The 816-nt window shown below is 40.7% G+C and carries 1 protein-coding gene and 1 pseudogene; both read left to right on the top strand.

The window, feature by feature from the left end; all coding sequences use genetic code 11:
* Window positions 1-82, top strand: a pseudogene (locus DXA05_RS28525) (transposase); the annotation flags it as partial.
* Between the two features lie 40 nt (window positions 83-122).
* Window positions 123-816, top strand: a 694-nt coding sequence (locus DXA05_RS26180; RefSeq protein WP_128859796.1) for a transposase, incomplete at its 3' end; no start/stop codon positions are given.

The following is an 816-nucleotide window of genomic DNA, read 5'->3' as shown; positions in this document are numbered from 1 at the left end:
TAGTCGTGACTGGAGTTTGGTAGCCACCGGTACTCGCATAACCGCTGAGTTCGGTGCTTTTTTAAAAGAATTACTTAGATAATCACGCCGTTAGCTGCCAAAGTGTAGCTGAGCATTACTGTATGGATGGCAAACAGCTTCAAAGCCAATATAAAGACCACCTGAGTGACTTCCAGAATTGGGATCAGAGAGCACATGCCCAAGAGTATATCCTTTATCCAAAGAATATGGGTTATCGCCTATGTATTGACGAAACGGCTTTGAGCAAGGGAGATCTTTATACCATCTTAATAAATAGAGATAAGCGAGGTAGGAAAGGTTCTATTATAGCTGTAATTCAGGGCACTAAAGCCGATGATATCATTGCGGTACTTACAAAGATGCCACAGGAGCTGCGTAATCAAGTCAAAGAAATTACACTGGATATGGCCGGGAGCATGCAAAAGATTGCGAAAACGTGCTTTCCACGTGCCATGCAGGTGATTGATAGGTTTCATGTACAAAAACTTGTATACGAAGCGGTACAAGAGTTGCGTATTACATATAGATGGCAAGTGATAAAAGAGGAGAATAAAGCCATGAAAGCGGCAAAAGAGAAGGGGGAAGTACATAAAGCAGAAGAACTCGAAAACGGAGATACACTCAGGCAATTATTAGCCAGAAGCAGATATTTATTATTTAAATCACCTGATAAATGGACCAAGAGCCAGAAAATCAGGGCAGAATTACTTTTCAAGCAGTTTGAAGATATTAAGCACGTATATTACTACTCATTGGAGTTGGGAAAGATCTTTTCCACAAACTATGACAAGGATG

This window comes from Bacteroides sp. AM54-2NS (assembly GCF_003602935.1).
Classification (GTDB): Bacteria; Bacteroidota; Bacteroidia; order Bacteroidales; family Bacteroidaceae; genus Bacteroides; species Bacteroides xylanisolvens.
Note: the sequence above shows the minus strand (reverse complement) of the source record. Positions and strands in the feature narration are given on the sequence as shown.